Annotated in this window: 12 protein-coding genes; all 12 read right to left on the bottom strand. The window is 65.7% G+C overall.

The window, feature by feature from the left end; translation table 11 throughout:
• Positions 1 to 22: 22 nt before the first annotated feature.
• The 12 genes from BRAD285_RS06630 to pstA all read right to left on the bottom strand — a co-directional run bounded on the left by BRAD285_RS06630 (position 23) and on the right by pstA (position 12,903).
• Positions 23 to 607 (bottom strand): HyaD/HybD family hydrogenase maturation endopeptidase, encoded by a 585-nt coding sequence (locus BRAD285_RS06630; protein ID WP_006614186.1) that lies wholly within the window; start codon positions 605 to 607, stop codon positions 23 to 25.
• Between the two features lie 10 nt (positions 608 to 617).
• Positions 618 to 1,361, bottom strand: a complete 744-nt coding sequence (cybH, locus tag BRAD285_RS06625; RefSeq protein ID WP_035648083.1) for a Ni/Fe-hydrogenase, b-type cytochrome subunit — start codon at positions 1,359 to 1,361, stop codon at positions 618 to 620.
• 14 nt (positions 1,362 to 1,375) lie between these two features.
• Positions 1,376 to 3,166: a nickel-dependent hydrogenase large subunit gene (locus tag BRAD285_RS06620; protein WP_006614184.1), complete on the bottom strand. Its 1,791-nt coding sequence runs from the start codon at positions 3,164 to 3,166 to the stop codon at positions 1,376 to 1,378.
• 21 nt (positions 3,167 to 3,187) lie between these two features.
• Positions 3,188 to 4,279: a hydrogenase small subunit gene (locus BRAD285_RS06615; RefSeq protein WP_006614183.1), complete on the bottom strand. Its 1,092-nt coding sequence runs from the start codon at positions 4,277 to 4,279 to the stop codon at positions 3,188 to 3,190.
• A gap of 225 nt (positions 4,280 to 4,504) precedes the next feature.
• Positions 4,505 to 5,944: a nickel-dependent hydrogenase large subunit gene (locus BRAD285_RS06610; RefSeq protein ID WP_006614182.1), complete on the bottom strand. Its 1,440-nt coding sequence runs from the start codon at positions 5,942 to 5,944 to the stop codon at positions 4,505 to 4,507.
• Positions 5,941 to 6,957 (bottom strand): uptake hydrogenase accessory protein HupU, encoded by a 1,017-nt coding sequence (locus tag BRAD285_RS06605; protein ID WP_006614181.1) that lies wholly within the window; start codon positions 6,955 to 6,957, stop codon positions 5,941 to 5,943. Before BRAD285_RS06605 ends, BRAD285_RS06610 begins: the two co-directional genes overlap by 4 nt.
• Positions 6,958 to 6,983: 26 nt before the next feature.
• Complete coding sequence (locus BRAD285_RS06600) at positions 6,984 to 8,084, bottom strand: HoxN/HupN/NixA family nickel/cobalt transporter (protein ID WP_006614180.1); 1,101 nt, start codon at positions 8,082 to 8,084, stop codon at positions 6,984 to 6,986.
• A gap of 183 nt (positions 8,085 to 8,267) precedes the next feature.
• Positions 8,268 to 9,584, bottom strand: coding sequence for a trypsin-like serine protease (locus tag BRAD285_RS06595; RefSeq protein ID WP_006614179.1), 1,317 nt, complete (start codon positions 9,582 to 9,584; stop codon positions 8,268 to 8,270).
• Between the two features lie 141 nt (positions 9,585 to 9,725).
• The gene (phoB, locus tag BRAD285_RS06590; protein WP_006614178.1) at positions 9,726 to 10,433 is read right to left on the bottom strand and encodes a phosphate regulon transcriptional regulator PhoB; all 708 of its coding nucleotides are present in this window, start codon (positions 10,431 to 10,433) and stop codon (positions 9,726 to 9,728) included.
• A gap of 16 nt (positions 10,434 to 10,449) precedes the next feature.
• Complete coding sequence (phoU, locus tag BRAD285_RS06585) at positions 10,450 to 11,166, bottom strand: phosphate signaling complex protein PhoU (protein WP_006614177.1); 717 nt, start codon at positions 11,164 to 11,166, stop codon at positions 10,450 to 10,452.
• A gap of 28 nt (positions 11,167 to 11,194) precedes the next feature.
• The gene (gene pstB, locus BRAD285_RS06580) at positions 11,195 to 12,016 is read right to left on the bottom strand and encodes a phosphate ABC transporter ATP-binding protein PstB (protein ID WP_006614176.1); all 822 of its coding nucleotides are present in this window, start codon (positions 12,014 to 12,016) and stop codon (positions 11,195 to 11,197) included.
• On the bottom strand, positions 12,013 to 12,903 hold the full coding sequence (pstA, locus tag BRAD285_RS06575) for a phosphate ABC transporter permease PstA (protein ID WP_006614175.1): 891 nt from the start codon (positions 12,901 to 12,903) through the stop codon (positions 12,013 to 12,015). Before pstA ends, pstB begins: the two co-directional genes overlap by 4 nt.
• Positions 12,904 to 12,919: the final 16 nt, after the last annotated feature.

The raw sequence follows: 12,919 nt of genomic DNA, 5'->3' as shown, positions 1-12,919 counted from the left end.
CAAACTCCCTCGCGATCCCCGGCTATTCGGCCGGGTCCGCACGCATCTCGTAGCTATGATGATCGATGTCGTTGGCGAGCAGGCGCGCGTCGCCGGCAAGCGGCTCGGGCCGCAACACGGCCGAGGCGCCCCACTCCGCCAGGACAGCACAAGCCAGTTCGATCGCAGGCTCGATCTGCGCGCGCACCGGCGCCGTCAGCGGGCCGCCCCAATCCTCAAGATCGAGCGGTTGGCAGCCGATCAGCGCGAGCCGCTGCGGATAGCGACCGAGCAGATCGGCGGCGCTGAGCACTTCCTGGAAGCCGGTCTGGTGCAGGCTCATCTTCTTGGCGCCGGTGAAGCGCGGCACCTCCTCGTCACGAACGAGCTTGAGCTCGCCCGGCGCGAGGCCATAGTCGATGGCGTCGAATACGATCAGCCCATCGGCCTCCTCGACATAGTTGACGAGATAGAGCCCCTGCGTGCCGCCATCGAGGATCGTGACGTTGTCCGGCACGGCGTAACGGCGGTGGAATTCCTCCACCACGCGCACGCCGAAACCTTCGTCAGCCCACAGGATGTTGCCGATGCCGAGCACCAGGATGCGGTCGAGCTTTGCTTCAGCCATCGCGCGGCTCCTACTCGCGGAACTGCCGCTCGCCGGAGATCATCGAGGAGATGATGCTCTGGCGGGACATGATGTCCTCGCGGATGGCGGCATAGACGTGCACCATCACGAACATCACCAGCGCCCACATGCCGAGGTGATGATAGGTGTGGACGTCCTGGCTGTTCGGCCAGATCGAGAACACCCAGCCGAACAGTTTGTACTGCCAGCTGTCGATCCCCTCGCCTTCCGAATACAGCGCGAAGCCGGTGACGATCATGAAGGCGACGAACACCGTGAAGCCGGTGAACATCGCCGTCTGCGCCAGCGGATTGTGGCCGACATACATCTTCGGCTCACGCTCCAGGAACGCGTACCAGCGGATCTCGTGCAGCACTTCCTTCCAGAACTGCTTGCGATGCACGGGTATGTAGAAGATCTGCCGCGAGTGGTGATTGCCGACGAACGCCCAGAGGATGCGGGCGAGGAAGAACACCGCCAGCACCTGGCCGGCCGCGAAATGCGTGAACCGGATGTAGCCCATCACGAAGCTCGCCGATGCCTCGCCCTGCACGCTCGGCAGCGGCGTCCCGATCAGGTAGCCGGTGACCATCAGCACGACGATCGCGAGCGCATTCACCCAATGGCAGATACGCACGGGCGCTTCATAGACATAGACGGTAGGCCGACCGATCGCGTGCTCACCGGCAGCATCCGCTGCGATCGTGGCAAGGTTCGACTTGGCCTCCGCAGGACGCGTAATGGCATCCATCATCTTGCTTCTCCGCCCTACCTGACCTTGACCGTCGCCATTTCCTGGCCGTCCGGGCTCATGACGTGCGTCGAGCACGCCAGGCACGGATCGAACGAATGGATCGTCCGCAGGATCTCCAGCGGCTTCTCCGGATCCGCCATCGGCGTATCCATCAGCGACGCCTCGAACGCGCCGATATTGCCCTTGGGATCCCTGGGCGAGCCGTTCCAGGTGGTCGGCACGACGCACTGATAGTTGTCGATTTTGGTGTCCTTGATCTTGATCCAGTGCGCCAGCGCGCCGCGCGGCGCCTCGGTGAAGCCGTAGCCCTTGGCCTCCTTCGGCCAGCTCTCCGGCTTCCACTTCTCGACATTGGCGGTCGAGGAATCGCCGGCCTTGATGCGCGCCACCAGCTTGTCCTGGAAGTAGCGCATCTGCGTCGCAGCCCAGTCGCATTCCAGCGCACGCGCGGCGGTGCGGCCGAGCGTCGAGAACAGCGCGGTGACCGGCAGGTTTAGCGTCTTCAAGAGCTTGTCGGTCGGCTCCTTGAACTCCGGCTTGTTCTGCGCATAACCGATGATGTAGCGCGCCAGCGGCCCGACCTCGACCGCATTGCCGCGCCAGCGCGGCGCCTTGATCCAGGAGTACTTGCCGCCCTCGTCGAGCTCCTTGATGTCGGTCTTGGTGCCCTTGGCGTTCGGGCCGAGCTGATAGTTCGGCTCGGTCACGCCGTCCCAGGGATGCAGGCCCTTGCTCTCGTCGGGATATTTGTACCAGGAGTGCGTCACGAACTCCTGGATCTGCTCGGGATCGCCATGGTCGATCGGCAGCACTTCGTTGAGATTGCCGTTGAGGATCACGCCGCGCGGCAACTTGAGGTTCTTGGCCGAATAGTCGTTGGCGTTCTCCGGGATGTCGCCATACGACATCACGCTCTTGCCGGAGAGACCGCCGCCATAGAGCCAGTCCTTGTAGAACGAGCCGATCGCTACCACGTCGGGCAGATAGACCTTCTGCACGAACTCGATCGAGCGGTCGATGATCGAGGAGACGAGGTTGAGCCGCTCCATGTTGATGGCGCCGACGGCACCGGTGCCATCGACATTGACCGCGCAGGGCACGCCGCCGACCAGCCAGTTCGGATGCGGGTTCTTGCCGCCATAGATGGTGTGGATTTTGACGATCTCCTTCTGGAAGTCGAGCGCTTCCAGATAATGCGCCACCGCCATCAGGTTCGCTTCCGGCGGCAGCTTGTAGGCGGCATGGCCCCAATAGGCGTTCTTGAACGGGCCGAGCTGGCCTGACTCGACGAACTTGGTCAGCCGGATCTGCAGATCCTTGAAATAGCCCGGCGACGATAGCGGCCAGTCCGAGATCGACTGCGCCAGCGCCGAGGTCGCCTTCGGATCGGCCTTGAGCGCCGAGACGACGTCGACCCAGTCGAGCGCATGCAGGTGATAGAAGTGGACGAGATGGTCGTGCACCTGCAGGCAGAGCTGCATGATGTTGCGGATGGAGTTGGCGTTGTCGGGGATCATGATCCCCAGCGCATTCTCGACCGCGCGTACCGATGTCAGCGCATGCGTGCCGGTGCAGACGCCGCAGATCCGCTCGGTGAAGGCCCAGGCGTCGCGCGGATCACGGTTGCGCAGGATGGTCTCGATGCCGCGCCACATCGTGCCGGTCGACACCGCGTTGCGGATCACGTTGTTGGAGTCGACGTTCACCTCGACGCGGAGATGGCCTTCGATCCGCGTGAGCGGATCGACCACGACGCGCTTGCCGGAATTGTCGAGATTGAAGCCGTTGGGAGTCTGGATGCCCATCGTTGCCTGCCCTGAACTGAATTAATGATCTTGCTTGGCGTCGTCGCGCTTGGTCGCGAGCCGCTTGACCGCGGTGACCGCGGCATGCGCCGCGACCGCAGCACCCACCGTTCCCGCCGCGACCATGCCGACCTCGTCGGCGTTGCGCTCGATGCCGAACTGCTTGATCGTGGTGAGCCGGTCATAGAACGAGCCCTTGTCCCAGAAGCCGTCCTCTGAGCAGCCGATGCAGCCATGGCCCGACTGGATCGGGAACGACACGCCACCGTTCCATCGCACGGTCGAACAGGCGTTGTAGGTGGTCGGGCCCTTGCAGCCCATCTTGTAGAGGCAGTAGCCCTTGCGCGCGGCCTCGTCGTCCCACTCCTCGACGAACTGGCCGGCGTCGAAATGCGGCCGCCGATAGCATTTGTCGTGGATGCGCTGCGAGTAGAACATCTTCGGCCGGCCCTGCCGGTCGAGCTCGGGCAATTTGCCGAAGGTGGTGATGAAGGTGACGACGCCGGTCATGACCTCCGCGATCGGCGGGCAGCCGGGCACCTTGATGATCGGCTTGTTGGTGATCACCTTGTCGATCGGGGTTGCCTGCGTCGGATTGGGCTTGGCCGCCTGCACGCAGCCCCAGGACGCGCAGGCGCCCCAGGCGATGATCGCCATCGCGTCCTCGGCCATCACCTTCAGCTTCTCGACGAACGGCTTGCCGCCGTCGATGCAGAACATGCCGCCTTCATTGAGCGGCGGGTTGCCTTCGACGGCGAGGATGTACTGCCCCTTGTACTTGGCGCGGGTCTCTTCGAGGATCTCCTCGGCCTGCTGGCCGGCCGCCGCCATGATCGTGTCGTCATAGTCGAGCGAGATCATCGACAGCACGACGTCCTTCACCAGCGGATGCGCCGAACGGATGAAGCTCTCCGAGCAGCAGGTGCATTCGAGGCCATGCATCCAGATCACAGGCGTGCGCGGCTTGGTCTCCAGCGCATTGGCGATGCGCGTCGCCGCCAGCGGACCGAGGCCGAGGCTCGTCGCCGTCAGGCTGCAGAACTTATGGAAGCTGCGCCGCGTGATGCCCTGGCGCCGGATCACGCTGTAAAAAGTTTCCGTCGTCGCGCCCATGAGTCCTCCCCCTGCTATCGCGTTGGCGATCATCCGATCGCGATCTGGCCAGAGGGGACAGCAAGATGCGGGCCAGCATCAGTGCTGGATTTGAATCATAATGATTCCAGATGGTTGGAACTGCAGCATGAGTTCAAATCGGACTTCAAAGCTGGCGCTCCGGTGAGAAACGGAAATCACGCGCTTTGCACCCGATAAGCTAGTTTCCGCCCCATCGAAGCGCGCTCAATGCGCAGTGCAGACCATGCAGGGATCGAACGACCGCACGACATGCTGGATGCTGACGGCACGCGCGCCAGCGTCGCCGACCTCGGTTCCGACCAGCGCCTGTTCGAGCGGGCCGGCGATGCCATCGGCATCGCGCGGCGAAAAGTTCCAGCTGGTCGGAGCGATGATCTGATAGCGCGCGATGCGGCCTGAGCGGACCGCGAGCCAATGACCGAGGCTGCCGCGGGCAGCTTCGACAAGACCGACATAGTTGCCATCGGCCGCCTCGCCGCTGGTTTCGCAGAACGGTTCGTTGAGACGCAGCGCCTTGATCCAGCTTTCGATCGAGATTGCGAGTTGCGCCGTCTCGATCAGGCGCGCGATGACGCGGTTGCGGACGTTGCTGCCGCTCTCGGATAGCAAAGCCGTGATCAGCGCCTGGCCCTCAATGGCTTGCCGCGCCAGTGCGCCGACCTCGACCGGCTTACCCGCAAGCCGCGGAGCCTTGCACCAGCTATAGGCGTCAGGCTTGTCGGCATCAGGATCGGTGCGGCTCTCGGCTGGATCGCGTGACGTCTCGCGCATCCACGCATGCGACACGTCCTCTGTGATCTGATCCGACGGCAGGGCTTCGACCATTCCGTCGCTGGTGCGAAGCCCAGCGCGGAAGCGGGCGCCGTCAGCATCGTGATACGCGCCAAAGCTCATCAGCAGCCCCGGCCCCTTGCCGAGACCCGCAAGCGCAAGCGCATCAGCCAGCCGAAGGAAATGTGCGAAGTCACCACCCCGCCCTTCCCGCCAAATGTCGAGCTCCCCCGGACTCGACAAGGCCAGCACGTTCTCCAGTTTATCGGCGAACACCACGCGCTCGAGGAAGCCGCGAAACGAAGCTGCAATCGCGTTCAGCCGAATGCGCTCGCCGAGCTCGATGGCGCGCGTCGTACCGCCGGGCTGGAACGCCAGGCTGTGCGGCCATTTTCCGGCGATCACGCCCATGATCTCCAACAGCCGCGCCCGCGCCGGCAGCGCCTCGCGCGCGGCATTGCCCTTCGTCGCAGTGAAGCGCTCGGCGGCCGCGGCGTGCCACGCGTGAGACGCGTAGGAGTCGCGGGCGAAGTCGGGCATGAAGAAGATGTAGAAGTGCGTGAGATGATCGGCGGCATTCTCTGCCGCGTGCGCGATGTTGGTCGCGAGCACGCCGTTCGGCGCGGACAGCACGCCCATCGCCTGACGCAGCGCGGCTGCGGCGGCGATCGACTGTGACACCGAGCAGATGCCGCAGATGCGCGGTGCGATCACCAGGGCGTCCAGCGGCGGCCGCCCTTCCAGGATCTGCTCGAAGCCGCGGTAGAGCGGCGCGGTCACTTCGGCGCGAGCGACGCGGCCGCTCTCGACATCGAGACGGACCTCGAGATCGCCCTCGACGCGGTTGAACGGGCCGACCGTGATCCGCGTCATGAGCTGCGCTTGTCGCCCGACCGGCTCGGCGGCACCACGACGTGGTCGGCGGTCGCATTGACGCGCACGCGGCGCGGCGTCGCCGATTTCGACAGCGCGGCCAGCGCGACGAACCACGCCTTGGGCATGTCGGTGGGGAGGCCCACAGGGATGCCGGCGAGCTTCGCGGTCTGCAGATAGTTCTGCGCGGTCTCGAAGCCGGGCGAGGTGCAGGCGATACAGGCATAGCCGCCCTTGGTGCAGGAGCCGCCGCCGTTCCAGGAGCGCTGATTACAGTCGCCGACGGCTTGCGTGGCGCGGCAGCCGAGATGCTCCATCAGGCAGCCGCGCTCCGACATCGTTTCCGCGCTCGCCTTGAACTCGTAGAACTCGTTGCGCGAGCAGCCGTGATGCGCGAGATGGTTGGCGATGAAGGTCGGACGTCCGACGGCGTCGAGGCCGCCGCTCGTCAGGTCGCCTGATGTCAGCGCCAACAAGCTTTCCATGACCCAGCCGGGATGCGGCGCGCAGCCGGCGATGTTGATCACCGGCAGTCCGCGCTTGGAGCGGAAGCCTGTGCCGAGCGCGCCGCCGCCGTCGCTGCCCTCGAACTGCAATCCGACCGCATCCGTCGGGTTGATCCCGGCCGCGGGAATACCGCCATACGCCGCGCAGCTGCCGACGGCGATGACGTAGTCGGCGAGCGGGGCGAGGTCGAGCAGCCAGTGATAGATCGAGCGGTTGGTACCGGCGAGCATGTTGAAGCGGCCGCTCAGATTGGGGCCGCGCGCGACCGAACCTTCGAGCACCAGGAGATCGAGCCGCTCGCGGCCGTCGCGGATCGCGTCCAAGAGCTCGACGACTTCGTCGCCGGTTTCCTCGCTGACGGAAGGGTGCCAGATCAGATCGATGCCGGATTGGCGCAGCTCGTCAAACCAGCCGGAGGCGCCGCTTTCCAGGATCGACATGGTGCAGCCGCCGCAGCTCGCGCCCTGCAGCCACAGCATCCTGGTCATTCCCTCCGCGCCGGCCATCGTGAGGTCCCGCCGTCAGCACAGCTCTATGCTGTCGTGTTTGGTATCTCTGCGGGATTTAGCGTCCCCGCACGAAGGGTGGCAAGCGCCGCGTCGGTTTGGGAACCGCGCGGGCGGCGGTTGAAGAACACGGCGCCGGCCCAGATCAGTCCGAACAGGCCGACCGCGACGATCCCAAGATCGGCAATTCCATCACCGAGCGCGGCTGCAAACTCCGCCCAGGTTCCGGTCAGACCGAACAGCGGCGCCAGCAGCGTGGCGGCCTCGACTCCGCCGATCACCAGCGCAATCGCCACCGAGAGGCCGGTGATCACCAGATTGTAGCGTCGCTTGCGCGCGGGGTCGGTCAGCGCCCAGCGGTAGGCGCCGACCATCAGCATGCCGTCGGCGGTGTCGACGGTCGCCATCGCCGCGGCGAACAGCGCCGGGAACACCAGCACATGCGCCAGACTCGCCCCGCGCGCAGCCTCGGTGGCGGACAGGCTGAGCAGGCCGATTTCGCTGGCGGTGTCGAAGCCGAGGCCAAACAGAAAGCCGAGCGGATACATGTGCCAGGCACGCGACACGACACGCAAGACGGGCCGCAGCAGACGGATGAGGAGGCCGTTGCCGGGGGCAGCTTCAGGGTCGGGGCGTGGTGAGCGGCGCCAGAGGTTCACGAACAGAACGAGATTCGCCAACGCGATCAGCAGCAGGAAACCGGCTGAGACCGACGTGCCGATGGCGCCGCCGATCGCGCGGATGGCGCTGTCCTCCCGCAACAGATCGGCACCGGCCACCAGGCTCACCACGATCGTGGCGATCACGACGACGCTGGAATGGCCGAGCGCGAAGTAGAGACCGGCCGCGCGCGGCTTGTCGCCGTCCTGCACCAGCTTGCGGACGACGTTGTCGATCGCGGCGATATGGTCCGCATCAACCGCGTGGCGGAGGCCGAGCAGCCAGGCCAGCAGCGCGGTGCCGACGATGGCGGGACGGTCGGCGTAGAGCGCGAAGGCCCAGGCCCAGGCGAGCGCGTTGGCGAGCACGAGGCTGGCCAGCAGCGCCATCGTCCGCGCGCGCTCCGTGCGGAGCGGGGTGGCGAGCGCGGCGGGGGGCCGAGGATGATCAATTGGCAAAATCGTCATACTCGGACAGGAGAGCAAGACCCGCGCCAAAAGGCAAGGCTCGCGCTCCCACGCGCAAATCCCGTGCAAATCAATCCTCGCGGCCCCGTCGAGCCTGGATTGACCTCTTCCCTTGGCAAGGCGCTATCCGGTCAAGCTCAAACATTGACCAGCCGACGACCAACTCTTCTCCTCTGTCTCCCCTCACCGCGCCGAGGCGCTCTGCGCGGCGATCTCGCGCCGCACCGCCGCCTCGAATTGGCTGGCGGGCGCGGCGAACATCAGGCGGGTCTCCTCGTGGAACGCCGAGAAGATGCCGACAACGGCCGGCACGCCGTTGATCTCGGCGAGGATCGGCGAGCCCGAATAGCCGAAATTGGCGAGGCAATGCACGGTCAGCAGACGGGCGTCCCTGGTCATGCCGGCGCTGCAATTCCTCTGCCCGGTCGGCGAATAGCGCCGCTCCTGGCCATAGCCGATCTCGGAAATGGTGCCGGCCTTGGTCGCAGCCGCGAGCTCGTCGCGGCTCACGGACTTCACCGCGACCGGCTTCGACGGCAGCGCGTCCTTCAGGATGATCAGCGCCCAATCGGCCGGCGAGCGGTCGGTCGACCATTGGTCGTGCTGGGTCGGGATGAAGTCGGGCGCCACGATCAGCTTGTCGGCGACCGATGACGCGGCAGGGGTGCCCTTGTTCATGCCTGCCAGGAAATGGACATTGCCCGGGCTGACCTGGGCGAGGCCGTTGAACACGCAATGCGCCGCCGTCAGCACCACGCGGGGCGCCACCAGCGTGCCGGTGCAGGAGCCTCCCGTGCTATATTGCGCCACGGTCACGACACCGATCGACGATGCCGGCCAGGAGGTGGGATCGACGACATCGCCAAAATGCCGGTCGAGCCCGAGCAGCTGTTCGGCGCGCGGATTGGCAATGCCGGCATCGGCCGATTCCGGCTTCGCCCGCCACGCCACAATCGTCTCCTCCGCCTGCCGCCGCTGCGCCTCGCTGAGCTTCACGCGCTGAATCTCGCGGCCGGCAGACCTGACGCCGTTGCGTCCGGCCATCACCAGCCAGGCATACCCCTGGATGACATCCCGGGTCATGACCTGGCCATCGAGCATCATCAGGCCGAGCATGTATTGCGACTGGGCAAAGCCCTGTGCGGCGGCGCGGTTGAACCAGCGCGCGGCTTCGCCGTGATCGCGGCCGGCGCCTTCGCCGTTGAAATAGGCGATCCCCAGATAGTGCTGGGCAATGGCGAGTCCCTGATCCGCGGCCTTGCGGTACCAGACCAGCGCCTCCGCCTGATTGCGCGCGACGCCCACGCCGAAGGCTTGCATGAAGCCGAGATCGAATTGCGCCCGCGCATCACCCTTGGCGGCGAGCGGCTGCAGCCGGCGCAACGCCACCGCCGCCTGGCCATTCGACGCAGCAGTGACGGCGTCCTCGAGCTCGGCGGCCGTGACACCCGCGATGCTGCCGAGCAGCACGGCGAGACTTATGAGGATGGTCTTGATCAAGGGCGTCCGCTGAGACCGAAACATCGGCTGCTCAGCAGGCACGATCAAGACGGCGGCGGCGTGGCGGAAAGCGGACCGCAATGTCCTTAATCCGGCCCCCTCGCGTCTCACACCCGCTCCACCCTCAAGCCTGCTTCTCCCTCAGGCCTGCTCCGACTTGACGAACCGGTCGTCCAGCGCATAGCCGGCGCCGCGCACGGTGCGGATCGGATCCTGCTCGCGGCCAGGATTGAGCAGCTTGCGCAGGCGGCCGATGTGCACGTCCACCGTGCGCTCGTCGATATAGATGTCGCGACCCCAGACGCTGTCGAGCAGTTGCTCGCGGCTGAACACGCGGCCGGGATGCTCGAGGAAGAACTCGAGCAGGCGATATTCGGTCGGGCCGAGATCGATCGGCCGGCCCGAGCGCGCGACGCGGCGCTTCTCGCGGTCGAGCTCGATGTCGCCATAGGACAACACAGTCGCCAGCCGCTCCGGGCTCGCGCGACGCAGCAGGCCCTTCACGCGCGCCAAGAGCTCCGGCACCGAGAACGGCTTGACGATGTAGTCGTCGGCACCAGTCGCGAGACCTCGGACGCGCTCGCTCTCCTCGCCGCGTGCCGTCAGCATGATGATCGGCAGCTGCCGGGTCTCGGTCCGTGCCCGCAGGCGGCGGCACAGCTCGATGCCGGACAGCCCCGGCAGCATCCAGTCGAGCACGACGAGATCGGGCACGCGCTCCTTGAGCCGCGTGTCGGCCTCGTCGCCGCGCGCCACGGTCTCGACCTCGTAGCCTTCGGCTTCGAGGTTGTAGCGCAGCAGCGTCGTCAGCGCCTCCTCGTCCTCAACCACCAGAATTCGCGCACCCATGTCGAAATCGTCTTTCTCAGTTGCCGGGGATCGTGGTCGCGAAGCTGGTCATGTCGCCCTTCGGGCGCTTGTCCATGATCTGCTGACCCTCGATCATATAGAACACCGTCTCGGCGATGTTGGTGGCGTGGTCGCCGATCCGCTCGATGTTCTTGGCGCAGAACATCAGGTGGATGCAGAACGAGATGTTGCGCGGGTCTTCCATCATGTAGGTCAGGAGCTCGCGGAACAGCGAGGTGCAGATCGCATCGACCTCCTCGTCGCCCTTCCAGACCGTCATCGCCGCCGGCAAATCATGCGCGGCATAGGCATCGAGCACCGTCTTGACCTGCGACTGCACCAGGTCGGTCATGTGCTCCAGGCCGCGGATCAGCTTGAGCGGATGGAAGTCGCTCTCCAGCGCCGCAACGCGCTTGCCGATGTTCTTGGCGAGGTCGCCGATCCGCTCCAGATCAGTGGCGACGCGCATGGCGCCGACGATCTCGCGCAGATCGACGGCCATCGGCTGACGGCGGGCGATCGTCAGCACCGCGCGCTCCTCGATGATGCGCTGCAGCTTGTCGACCTCGGCGTCGGCGGCGACCACCTTCTGGCCGAGGGCCACGTCGCGCCGCACCAGCGCATCGACGGAATCGACGATCAGCCGCTCGGCGAGGCCGCCCATCTCCGACACCAGCCGGGTGAGATCCTGCAGATCGCTGTCGAACGCCTTGGCGGTATGTTCACTGGCCATGTTGATCTCCTGAAGAATGCTGTCGGCGTCAGCCGAACCGGCCGGTGATGTAGTCCTGGGTCCGCCGATCGCTCGGCGAGGTGAAGATCTTGCTGGTGTCGTCGAACTCGATCAGCTCGCCGAGATACATGAAGGCGGTCTTGTCGGAAACGCGCGCCGCCTGCTGCATGTTATGGGTCACGATCGCGATCGTATAGTTCTCCGCGAGCTCCTGGATCAGCTCCTCGACCTTGGCGGTGGAGATCGGGTCGAGCGCCGAGCAAGGCTCGTCGAACAGGATCACCTCGGGCCGGACGGCGACCGTGCGGGCGATGCACAGGCGCTGCTGCTGGCCGCCGGACAGCGACAGGCCGGAGGCGTTGAGCTTGTCCTTGACCTCGTTCCACAGCGCGCCGCCGCGCAGCGCCTTCTCGACCCGATCGTCCATCTCGGACTTCGAGATCTTCTCATAGAGCCGGATGCCGAACGCAATGTTCTCGTAGATCGTCATCGGGAACGGGGTCGGCTTCTGGAACACCATGCCGACCCGCGCACGCAGCAGGTTGAGGTCGAGCTTGGGGTCGAGGATGTTGGTGTTGTCCAGCATCAGCTGGCCGGTGGCGCGCTGGCCCGGATAGAGGTCGTACATCCGGTTGAAGATGCGCAGCAAGGTGGACTTGCCGCAGCCGGACGGGCCGATGAACGCCGTGACCCGGTTGGTGCCCAGCGTCAGGTTGATGTTCTTCAGCGCGTGGTGATCGCCGTAATAGAAGTTCAGGTTGCGCGCGGTGACCTTGGCCGGCGCCTCGGGGAGCGGCTGGCCGTGAAGCGCGTGATTGGGCTGACTGACGGAGACGGACAGTTCGGTCATTTCGTTTTCCTCTCGGCGCCGAGAATGCGTGCACCGACGTTCAGGGCGAGCACGGCCAGAGTGATGAGAAGGGCTCCGCTCCAGGCCAGCTGCTTCCAATACGCATACGGGCTCTGGACGAAATTGTTGATGGTGACGGGCAGGTTCGCCATCGTCTTGGAGAGGTTGAGGCTCCAGAACTGGTTCGACAGCGCGGTGAACAACAGCGGCGCGGTCTCGCCGGCGACGCGGGCGGTCGCGAGCAGCACGCCGGTAATGAGGCCGGATCGCGCCGCGCGATAGGCGATGCGGCGGATCACCAGCGAGCGCGGCAGGCCGAGCGCGGAGGCCGCCTCGCGCAGCGGGTTGGGCACCAGCAGCAGCATGTCCTCGGTGGTGCGCAGCACGACGGGGATCACGATGACGGCCAGCGCCAGCGCACCGGCGATCGCCGAGAAGCCGCCCATCGGCACCACGACGGCGCCGTAGATGAACAGGCCGATGATGATCGACGGCGCCGACAGCAGGATGTCGTTGATGAAGCGGATCACCGAGGTGAGGCGGTCGTTGCGGCCATATTCGGCGAGGTAGGTGCCGGCGAACAGGCCCAGCGGCGCGCCGATGCCGACGCCGATCACGGTCATCATGATCGAGCCGACGATGGCGTTGCGCAGGCCGCCTTCACTGGCGCCGGGCGGCGGCGTATCGGCGGTGAAGACCTGCAGGCTGAGGCCGGCGAGGCCGTTATAGAACAGCGTGAACAGGATCAGCGCCAGCCAGGTGACGCCGAATGCCGCGGCGGCGATGCACAGGCCGCGGATCAAGAGGTCGCGGCGACGGCGGCGGGCGTAGATCGGATTCACCGGATTGACCGGCGTGTCGAATGTGGAGGCGTCGACGCTCGACATGACTTACTTTCCTGCC

The organism is Bradyrhizobium sp. ORS 285 (assembly GCF_900176205.1).
Lineage (GTDB): Bacteria > Pseudomonadota > Alphaproteobacteria > Rhizobiales > Xanthobacteraceae > Bradyrhizobium.
Note: the sequence above shows the minus strand (reverse complement) of the source record. Positions and strands in the feature narration are given on the sequence as shown.

What these genes read in the sequence shown, in the direction of transcription:
- BRAD285_RS06610 (WP_006614182.1), bottom strand. Translation starts at nt 5,944, where the DNA reads ATGACGCGGATCACGGTCGGCCCGTTCAACCGCGTCGAGGGCGATCTC.
- BRAD285_RS06605 (WP_006614181.1), bottom strand. Translation starts at nt 6,957, where the DNA reads ATGGCCGGCGCGGAGGGAATGACCAGGATGCTGTGGCTGCAGGGCGCG.
- phoB (WP_006614178.1), bottom strand. Translation starts at nt 10,433, where the DNA reads ATGGGTGCGCGAATTCTGGTGGTTGAGGACGAGGAGGCGCTGACGACG.
- phoU (WP_006614177.1), bottom strand. Translation starts at nt 11,166, where the DNA reads ATGGCCAGTGAACATACCGCCAAGGCGTTCGACAGCGATCTGCAGGAT.
- pstB (WP_006614176.1), bottom strand. Translation starts at nt 12,016, where the DNA reads ATGACCGAACTGTCCGTCTCCGTCAGTCAGCCCAATCACGCGCTTCAC.
- pstA (WP_006614175.1), bottom strand. Translation starts at nt 12,903, where the DNA reads ATGTCGAGCGTCGACGCCTCCACATTCGACACGCCGGTCAATCCGGTG.
- BRAD285_RS06615 (WP_006614183.1), bottom strand. Translation starts at nt 4,279, where the DNA reads ATGGGCGCGACGACGGAAACTTTTTACAGCGTGATCCGGCGCCAGGGC.
- BRAD285_RS06620 (WP_006614184.1), bottom strand. Translation starts at nt 3,166, where the DNA reads ATGGGCATCCAGACTCCCAACGGCTTCAATCTCGACAATTCCGGCAAG.
- cybH (WP_035648083.1), bottom strand. Translation starts at nt 1,361, where the DNA reads ATGATGGATGCCATTACGCGTCCTGCGGAGGCCAAGTCGAACCTTGCC.
- BRAD285_RS06630 (WP_006614186.1), bottom strand. Translation starts at nt 607, where the DNA reads ATGGCTGAAGCAAAGCTCGACCGCATCCTGGTGCTCGGCATCGGCAAC.
- BRAD285_RS06600 (WP_006614180.1), bottom strand. Translation starts at nt 8,084, where the DNA reads ATGACGATTTTGCCAATTGATCATCCTCGGCCCCCCGCCGCGCTCGCC.